The sequence below is a fragment of the Candidatus Halocynthiibacter alkanivorans genome (genome assembly GCF_003333265.1).
Taxonomy (GTDB): Bacteria; Pseudomonadota; Alphaproteobacteria; order Rhodobacterales; family Rhodobacteraceae; genus Halocyntiibacter_A; species Halocyntiibacter_A alkanivorans.
In genome coordinates this window covers 1-7,881 of the sequence record NZ_QOLB01000097.1, presented here as the reverse complement: position 1 = coordinate 7,881, position 7,881 = coordinate 1, and the positions used below count along the sequence as shown (strand labels likewise).

Here is a 7,881-nt window from a genome sequence, read left to right as displayed (position 1 = left end):
CCTCACCCGGTGGAATTTCAGATGTATTACAGCTGCTAAGCTGTCACATCACTGATGTTGAAGAAGGGGCGCCCAATGGGTGCCCCTTCTTTCATGCCCAGACACGACCCGCAGCGCCCCTCCTGCTTCGCAGCCGCTTCTCCCCAGTGAACACATGGGCGCTGGCGCGCGCATTCACTGCCCCGCTGTCACAAGGTCACCCGCACGCAATGGGTGCCGTTTTTTGCCGCAAAGTACGACCTGCGGTGCCCCTCCGGCTTCGCAGCGGCTCCGGCTCCGGAGTGCCGCAACCAGTGCCCCGCGACAGACGCTTCGCCATCAGCCCCCCTCCGGTCCCCCGACCTGCGGCAGAGGCCCGCATCAGCGATCAGCACTGATGTCTGCGACCGGAAACAGGCAAGGGGCAAGGAGCAAGGAGCAAGGAGCAAGGAGCAAGGAGCAAGGAGCAAGGAGCAAGGAGCAAGGAGCAAGGAGCAAGGAAATCAAAACCGCGCCAGCAACCCGTCAACAATCGCCTGCCAGCCAGGCCGGTCCACCTCCTGAATGCGCACTGGCCCCACCGAAACACTGCAAATCAGCACATCGACGTCCAGGTCCTGCAGCCGCAGCAGCGTGGCTTTCATATCTTCCCGCCTGCCACCATCGCGCTCAAAGATCAGCCAGTTCCATACGCCGTGATCCTGATAAATCGCGTCCCCGGTGAACAGATAGGTTTTGCCATGGGGGGAATCGTAGCGGTAACAGACATTGTTGTCGGTGTGGCCAGGTGTGAAAATCACCTCAAGCCCGCCCGCATGTGTCACCTTATCGTCCGTGTCAAACGCCACATCCAGCCCCTGGGCGCCGCTAAACCGGGGGCTCATATTGCGGTGACCACAGAGCTTTGCCCCCAGCGCCGCGCGGCTGTCCTGCAGGGACGGCATTATTTCATGGCTGTGGCTCAGATACTGATGCCGCGCCCCGCCCAGTTTGCCGATCGCCTCATAATCGGCGCGGGTCTCACTGTGATAGATCAGCGCGTTGCCCTCCGCATGGCGTAAAAAATACCCATGCGAGTCCAGGGTGCCAAACCGCTTTTCCAGCGTCGTTTGCCACAGATCGGGATATATCTGTTTCATCTTGCCTCCTCTCCCGCGTCACTGACAGGGCCGGATTACAGGGACACGTCCACCCCCACGCGACATCTTCCGACACGGCCTCCTCATATGATCGCGGCTCAAAAATCACGTCACTGCAGCCACGTCTTCGCAGTCAAATCTCTGCACCCCTGACCGCCAGGGGGACATGGGACCTGCCAGTTACGTCCGCCGGAAAACCGCCTGGCGACAGCCGCGCGCGCCCAGGGCCGGTGCAACCGGCGGCCACCGGTGGACCCGTTTCGTTCACTCAGACAATCACCGCGCCGACACCTCTCTGCCCGCCACGCTACCCCCTGAAGTCAACTTGAGGTCAAGGGTCAATTTCCACGCCTGCCCGCGGCAGCAAGCCAATCCGCATCTGGCTGTCGTTTCACCGCGCCCGCTTCTGATCGCGCCCTGCGTAGTTCCAGGTATTGAAACGCGTGCCAACAACCCCCATTTTTGCGCCAACGTCACCCAACATCACCAGATCCGGTTCATCCTCGGGGCACATCCCGGGGCATGGCGCCGCCAAACCCATGCCAGGAGATCAGACATGAGCGCACCCGACCCGAACACATCCCAGGACAAAGCCGGCATTTACCGCGCCCCCTGGGAAACAGCCGTCGGCAAAGTGCTGTCTCCGTTTGAAGAGTTTCTGCACCGACAGACCGCAAGTGGCCTGCTGCTGATGGCGATGGCGGTTCTGGCTCTGATACTGGCCAACGGGCCGCTGGCCACCTTCTACACTGACACGCTCAGCACCTATATCAAAATCGGTGTTGGCGACTGGGTGCTGAAAATGTCCCTCGCCCACTGGATCAACGACGGCATGATGGCGATATTTTTCTTCGTGGTCGGGCTTGAGCTGAAACGGGAATTCCTTGTGGGTGAACTGGCCAATCCACGCAATGCGGTGCTGCCGGTGGCCGCAGCCATCGGCGGCATGGTCGTGCCGGCGCTGATTTATTTTGCCTTTAACCCGTCTGGCGACGCCGCACTCGGCTGGGGCATTCCCATGGCCACCGACATCGCTTTTGCCATCGGTGCTATGGCCCTGCTCGGCACCCGCGCGCCCAAAGCGCTGGTGACGTTCCTCGTGGCGCTGGCCATCGTCGATGACCTCGGCGCGGTGCTGGTGATCGCAGTCTTTTATACCGACAGCATCTCTATGATGCCGCTCGCCGCCGCCGCCGGGCTGACCGCCCTGCTGGTGGGTCTGAACCGCGGCGGCATCCGCAATCCGATCCCCTATTTCCTGCTGGCCGTGCTGCTGTGGTATGCGATGCTGCAGTCGGGCGTACACGCCACGCTCGCCGGTGTGATCGGCGCCATGACTGTGCCGGCGATTCCCAAATACAACCCGGAACGTTTCAGCGCCCATGTGCGCACCCTGATGGACCGCTTTGACGCCAGCCACCGGCCCGGCCAGAGCATTATGACCAATGTGGAGCTGCGCACCCAGGTCCAGGCCCTGGAAAACAGCGTGATCAGTGTGGAAACCCCGCTGCAGCGGCAGGAGCATATCTGGCATCTGCCGGTGGCGTTTCTGATCATTCCGGTGTTTGCCCTCGCCAATGCCGGCATTCCGGTGGATGTCTCTGCCCTGGCGGCAACCGTCACCAACCCGGTGGTGCTTGGGGTGTCCCTTGGCCTCGTGCTGGGTAAGTTTATCGGCATCACCGGCGCCAGCTGGCTGGTGCTCAGACTCGGGGTGGCGGAACTGCCCAAAGACACCCGCTTCAGCCAGATCGCCGGTGCTTCCCTGCTGGCCGGGATCGGTTTTACCATGTCGATCTTTGTCGCCCAGCTCGGCTTTAAAAATCAGCCGGAAATGCTGTTGATGGCGAAAACCGGCATTCTCGCGGCGTCCCTTTTTGCCGGTATCTGCGGGTTTATCTGGCTCTATATCGCCGGAAGGCCCGCATCCCTCCAGCCGCAGTAATCTGTAGCCCCCTGCCAGCGGTCCATCCCGCTGGCAGGCTGCCAGGCTCATGCCACGCCCACACCGGATATTCCCGCGCGCGCAAGCTACCCTTGATTTTTGCCAGGATTCCTCCTAACTTTTTTGCGTGAAACAATCTTTCACAGAAAATCAGACACTTCGTGCAGATAAACGTAATTATTTATTGATCTCACGACACCGGCGCCACCGTGCTTTGCGGGTGGTAAACGCCAGGGGGATACTAAGATGGCTAACGGCACCGTAAAATGGTTCAACTCAACCAAAGGCTACGGCTTTATCGCACCGGACAACGGCGGCAGCGATGTGTTTGTACACATCTCCGCTGTTGAGCGCGCGGGTCTGACGACGCTTGCGGACAATCAGAAAGTCACATTTGAGCTGGAAACAGGTCGTGACGGCAAACAATCTGCCGGAGACCTGGCACTCGCCTGAACCACTGAAAGCAGCTGACGCTGCTTTGAAGAAATACGCGGCTGACCCCGCTTAGATGAATTTTGAAACGGCGGCCCGGATGCGTTCCGGCCGCCGTTTCTGCTTGTTGCAGGCCGGCCCTTCGCACCGCCATCAGCCGCGCCCCACGCGGGGCACAACGATCGTTTTCTGGCGCCTGTGCTGCAGACCGCCGGCAAACAGATCAAATTTCAGCCCCGGATCGCGGGCACAGATTTGTTGCGCCGACAACAGCTGGTTGGCCAGGGCGCGGCACCTCCATGACTGAAAAGAGCCCTCTCCTCTGAACGAGCCCTGACTTGTCACCGGCTGAATCAGGAGATCCTGGGTGGCGTCTCCGGCCTGCATGGGCTCTGCCAGCATGTGCACACCAGATGATAAATCCCGTCTTCGCTCAGACGCACCTGCCCAGTCAGCTCTGCCTGGCAGCCAATATTAGTGCGGGCAACCTCGTCTCAGCCATTGTGGCCATCCGGGGTTCATTTTGGCTCACTCTGCAATGTCAGACGCCGCTGCACAGCTCTATGTGACAGGGTTTTGACATTTTTTGCGTGTGCTGCCGGTTTTCGCCATTCACGGGAGTGCAGCCAGCGCCAAAACCGGCGCCAATGTTCAGTTCTAAAACCCCACGTCGCTCTGCGCCGGGCCGTCTGTGTCACCTGTTTTTGCCACCGGTCCCGGCCACCAGTCCCGGCCAGCCGGCCCTGGCACTGCACCGTGCCGGGCCCCTGACGGGCGGCAGGCGCAGAACAGTTCCGGTTTCAGCCAAATTGAACGCAAAGAGATCCGGCCATTTCACCCGCCGTTAAGGCTGTTCGTGGCAGGCTGAATTATTGCCAAATCGTTAAAATGCCGCCGGAACGCGCCACTCCGGCCCAGATTTTGCCGCGCTTGCGTGTCAGATCTGATCGCCGGAAAGGACGTTTATTTCATGGCTCAGACCCGCCCAGCGACCAGCGACGCCGTTCTGCTCTGTTCCCATCTGCCCGATGCGGCAGCGCTGAGCCGGCTGACAGACAGTCTGCGCCCGCTCGGCCTGGTACCCGAGCGCGCCAGCAGCGACGGGCAATCCCGGCTGTACAGTGGTGCGGACCGCCATCTGCAGCTGCAACTGGAACCGCTGCCCATGGCGGCGGAATGTTTTCCACCCGGCAGCTTTGCCCGTGGCGCCAACGGGGTCCTGCTGGGCTGCCACCAGGCACATATCCGTTTTACATCCGGTGCCGGACCCGCCCCTGGCGCGCCCTGCGAAGACGACGACGCCAGCCCGGCGCCCTTTGAACTGCTGCAAATCAGCTACCGCGCCGCCCGGGCGCTTGCGGACAGCAATGGCACCCGCGCCCTGTGCTGGATGCATTCCGGTGTGATGCTGAACCTGGGCGCATTGCAGCGCCTGTCTGATTGCAGCGCCGCCGGCACCACCCCGCCCTGGTCGCTGCTGGCACGCCCGCAAACCCTGAGCGGCGGCAGGGTGCGCATGCAGGGGGCCCGCCAGGTTCTCGGCTGCGAAATTGACCTGCTGACCGGCGGCCACACGCCCGAAGACATCGCTGCGACCGGTCTCAGGGCGCTGCAGATTTTCGCCGGCAGCCGCACGCCACCGCGGGATGCACTGGCCCCGGCCAGTTGGGGGCGCAATGCCCGGGGGACGCTCATTGTCCGCCTGCCCGCGCTGGCCCCACTGCCCGCACCCAAAACCCTGGCCGCGGATACAGCCCTGGCGGCAGCGGGCGACATCACCTCCGCGGCAACGCCGCCTGATCCGGCGCAGGACCCTGTCCCCCGGGACGCGGCTGCACCGGCAAAGAACGCCCGGCCCCAGCCGTCGCACACCCGGCAACAGCAGCTGCCGCCGATGCCCGACCCGGATCAAAGCCAGGCCCGGACTAGCACCCCGACACGCACCCGGGCGCAGACGCTGCCACATCTGCGCCGCCCGTCAGGCGATCCGGAAACAGACCTGGCGCGCGCGCTTAATGCGGGCGATAGCTGCCAGCGACGCCCGGTCTCCCCGCGCCCCGACGCATTGACCAGCGCAGACGCAGCCACGCGCCCCGGCCGGCATCCTGACCTGCAACCCGGCACCGCCGCCCTGATCGCCACCCTGATCGCCGCGCCTGGCCGCCCGGCTGACGCCCCTGCGGCCAGCCCCCCGCAGCGGCAGTTCACAGTTGCACCCAAATCTGGCTCCGGCGCGGGCTTTGGCACGGGTTTCGCATCTGGCGCCCGGTCTGGCCTCGGCTCTGGCGTGATCATTGCCCTGGCGCTTGGCCTCGCCCTGTCGCTGCTGACCCCCACCTCCGAACAGCTGACAGCAACCCGGCCCGCTGCCGCGCATCCGTCGCAACGCTGAGCGCGCCTTTCTGTGCCCTGGCCCAGCGTCGCTTCAGTTCCCGCTACAGCCGCACGCGCAGATCCCGGCAACGACAGCGACACTGACACCGACACCGACACCGACACCGACACCGGTGCGGGACCTGTTTCAGACCCGCCTGCCAGCCTGGCCCCCAAAAGACACGCAGCGCATCCCAGCCGGCACCGGGCAGCCAGCAGCACAGCTCCCTGGCGCCGCAGACGCTCTCCGGCGAAGCGCGGCCAGTCCGCGCCGCTTGCCCGCCCCATCCGGACAGGCGCTTCGCCCGCGCCTTCCGCCCCCGTTCAGATCGCAAACAGCTGTCCGCCCCTCACCCTTGCGTGATCACTGCCATGCCGCTCTTGAACCTGCGGCCCCGCGTCCGCAGATTGAGGACCAGAACACAGTCATCAAAGGCCACAGCTCATGGCAAAGAAAAATCTCACCTTCACCGGTCACAATGGCGCCCTCTTGTCGGCCCGTCTGGACCTGCCGGAAGGCCCGCATCTGGCCACCGCGCTGTTTGCCCATTGTTTCACCTGTGGCAAGGACATCCATGCCGCCCGCCGCATATCAGCCCGGCTGGCAGCGATGGGCATCGCCGTGCTGCGCTTTGACTTCACCGGTCTGGGCGACAGCCAGGGTGAATTTTCTGAAACGACCTTCACCTCCAACGCCGCCGATCTGATCGCCGCCGCCCACCACCTTGACAGTCTCGGTCTGCCACCCGCTCTGCTGATCGGCCATTCCCTTGGCGGTGCCGCCGTACTGCGTGCCGCGCCAAAGATCGCATCCATAAAAGCCGTAGTCACCCTGGGCGCGCCCGCCAGCCCGGCCCATGTGGCGCATCTGTTTGACGCCCATCTTGACGAGATCCGCGACAAGGGCGTGGCCCGGGTGCGGCTCGGGGATCAGGATCTGATGATCGGCCAGGACTTTATCGATGACATTCAGAACGACACGCTGACCCGGCTGCTGCCGGCGCTGAAACCGGCGCTGCTGGTGATGCACGCGCCGCGCGACGAAGTTGTCTCTATCGACAATGCCGCCGAGATTTTCCTCGCCGCCACCCATCCCAAAAGCTTTGTCACGCTGGATGATGCCGACCACCTGCTCAGCCGGCGCAAGGATGCCGAATATGCCGCCGAGGTGATCGCCGCCTGGGCCGGCCGCTATATCGCGCTGAACGCGCCAGCGCCGCCCATTGGGGTGCCCGAAGGCGTGTTGCGGGTGTCAGAGGCCGACCCGGACGGGTTTTTGCAAGATGTACAGTCCGGCCCGTTCCACCACGTGCTGGCCGATGAACCCAAGGCCTATGGCGGCAGCAACCGTGGCATGTCGCCCTACGGGTTTCTGGCGGCCGGGCTCGGCACCTGCACCTCGATGACCATCCGCATGTACGCCCGGCGCAAAGGCTGGGCGCTGAGCCATGTCCAGGTCGATGTAACCCATGATAAAATGCACGCCCAGGACGCGGATCTGGGCAGCAACCAGCATATCGACACTTTCCACCGCGAGATCCTGCTCTGCGGCGATCTGGATGACGACCAGCGCGCCCGCCTGCTTGAAATCGCTGACAAATGCCCGGTGCATAAAACGCTGGAAGCCTCGGCCAGGGTCACCACCATCCTGCGCCGCTGACACGCGGTGCAGGGGCCAGGCGCCGGCGTGGCACGTCATCCGGCAGGTCATTCACCCGGCTTGGACTTCTCCTGACCCTGATTGCAAATGACCCCAGTCTATGTGGCCCCGGAGCGCGGCCTGGCCGCCTCCCGCGCTGCACCAGCGACGCCAGGCCCGCACAGCGACCGAAATCTGCCGCCCCTGTCACAAAACATCGCAAAGCCCGTCAAGCGCAGGGTCCCGAAACCTAGCCGCCGCGGCCAACATCGTGGCGTGCCCGCCGCCTCACAGATCACGGGAACATTTACCCGCGCCCCTCCGCCCGCCCTCCGCGACAGGTGTTGTTCGCCCGCTCCACCCCGACGCCTCCC

The 7,881-nt window shown here is 63.7% G+C and carries 5 protein-coding genes; 4 read left to right on the top strand and 1 reads right to left on the bottom strand.

The genetic code is table 11. From position 1 onward, the window contains the following. Positions 1–482 precede the first annotated feature (482 nt). Positions 483–1,118, bottom strand: a complete 636-nt coding sequence (locus DWA01_RS12120; RefSeq protein ID WP_114286102.1) for an MBL fold metallo-hydrolase — start codon at positions 1,116–1,118, stop codon at positions 483–485. Positions 1,119–1,674: 556 nt separating this feature from the next. Between DWA01_RS12120 and nhaA the strand changes: the two genes are divergently transcribed. From nhaA to DWA01_RS12090, 4 genes are all read left to right on the top strand, one after another. Continuing rightward, a complete protein-coding gene (nhaA, locus tag DWA01_RS12115; protein ID WP_114286101.1) occupies positions 1,675–3,063 on the top strand; it encodes a Na+/H+ antiporter NhaA in 1,389 nt (462 codons plus the stop codon). A gap of 246 nt (positions 3,064–3,309) precedes the next feature. Then, positions 3,310–3,516 (top strand): cold-shock protein, encoded by a 207-nt coding sequence (locus DWA01_RS12110; RefSeq protein WP_114286100.1) that lies wholly within the window; start codon positions 3,310–3,312, stop codon positions 3,514–3,516. A 949-nt stretch (positions 3,517–4,465) separates the two neighbouring features. Beyond that, on the top strand, positions 4,466–5,887 hold the full coding sequence (locus DWA01_RS12100; protein WP_136057733.1) for a hypothetical protein: 1,422 nt from the start codon (positions 4,466–4,468) through the stop codon (positions 5,885–5,887). A gap of 426 nt (positions 5,888–6,313) precedes the next feature. Next, entirely contained in the window at positions 6,314–7,528 is a 1,215-nt protein-coding gene (locus DWA01_RS12090; RefSeq protein ID WP_114286096.1) for a bifunctional alpha/beta hydrolase/OsmC family protein, read from the top strand. Positions 7,529–7,881 lie beyond the last annotated feature (353 nt).

Excerpts from the sequence above, each read along its gene's own strand:
- nhaA (WP_114286101.1), top strand. The coding sequence starts at position 1,675 with ATGAGCGCACCCGACCCGAACACATCCCAGGACAAAGCCGGCATTTAC.
- DWA01_RS12100 (WP_136057733.1), top strand. The coding sequence starts at position 4,466 with ATGGCTCAGACCCGCCCAGCGACCAGCGACGCCGTTCTGCTCTGTTCC.
- DWA01_RS12120 (WP_114286102.1), bottom strand. The coding sequence starts at position 1,118 with ATGAAACAGATATATCCCGATCTGTGGCAAACGACGCTGGAAAAGCGG.
- DWA01_RS12090 (WP_114286096.1), top strand. The coding sequence starts at position 6,314 with ATGGCAAAGAAAAATCTCACCTTCACCGGTCACAATGGCGCCCTCTTG.
- DWA01_RS12110 (WP_114286100.1), top strand. The coding sequence starts at position 3,310 with ATGGCTAACGGCACCGTAAAATGGTTCAACTCAACCAAAGGCTACGGC.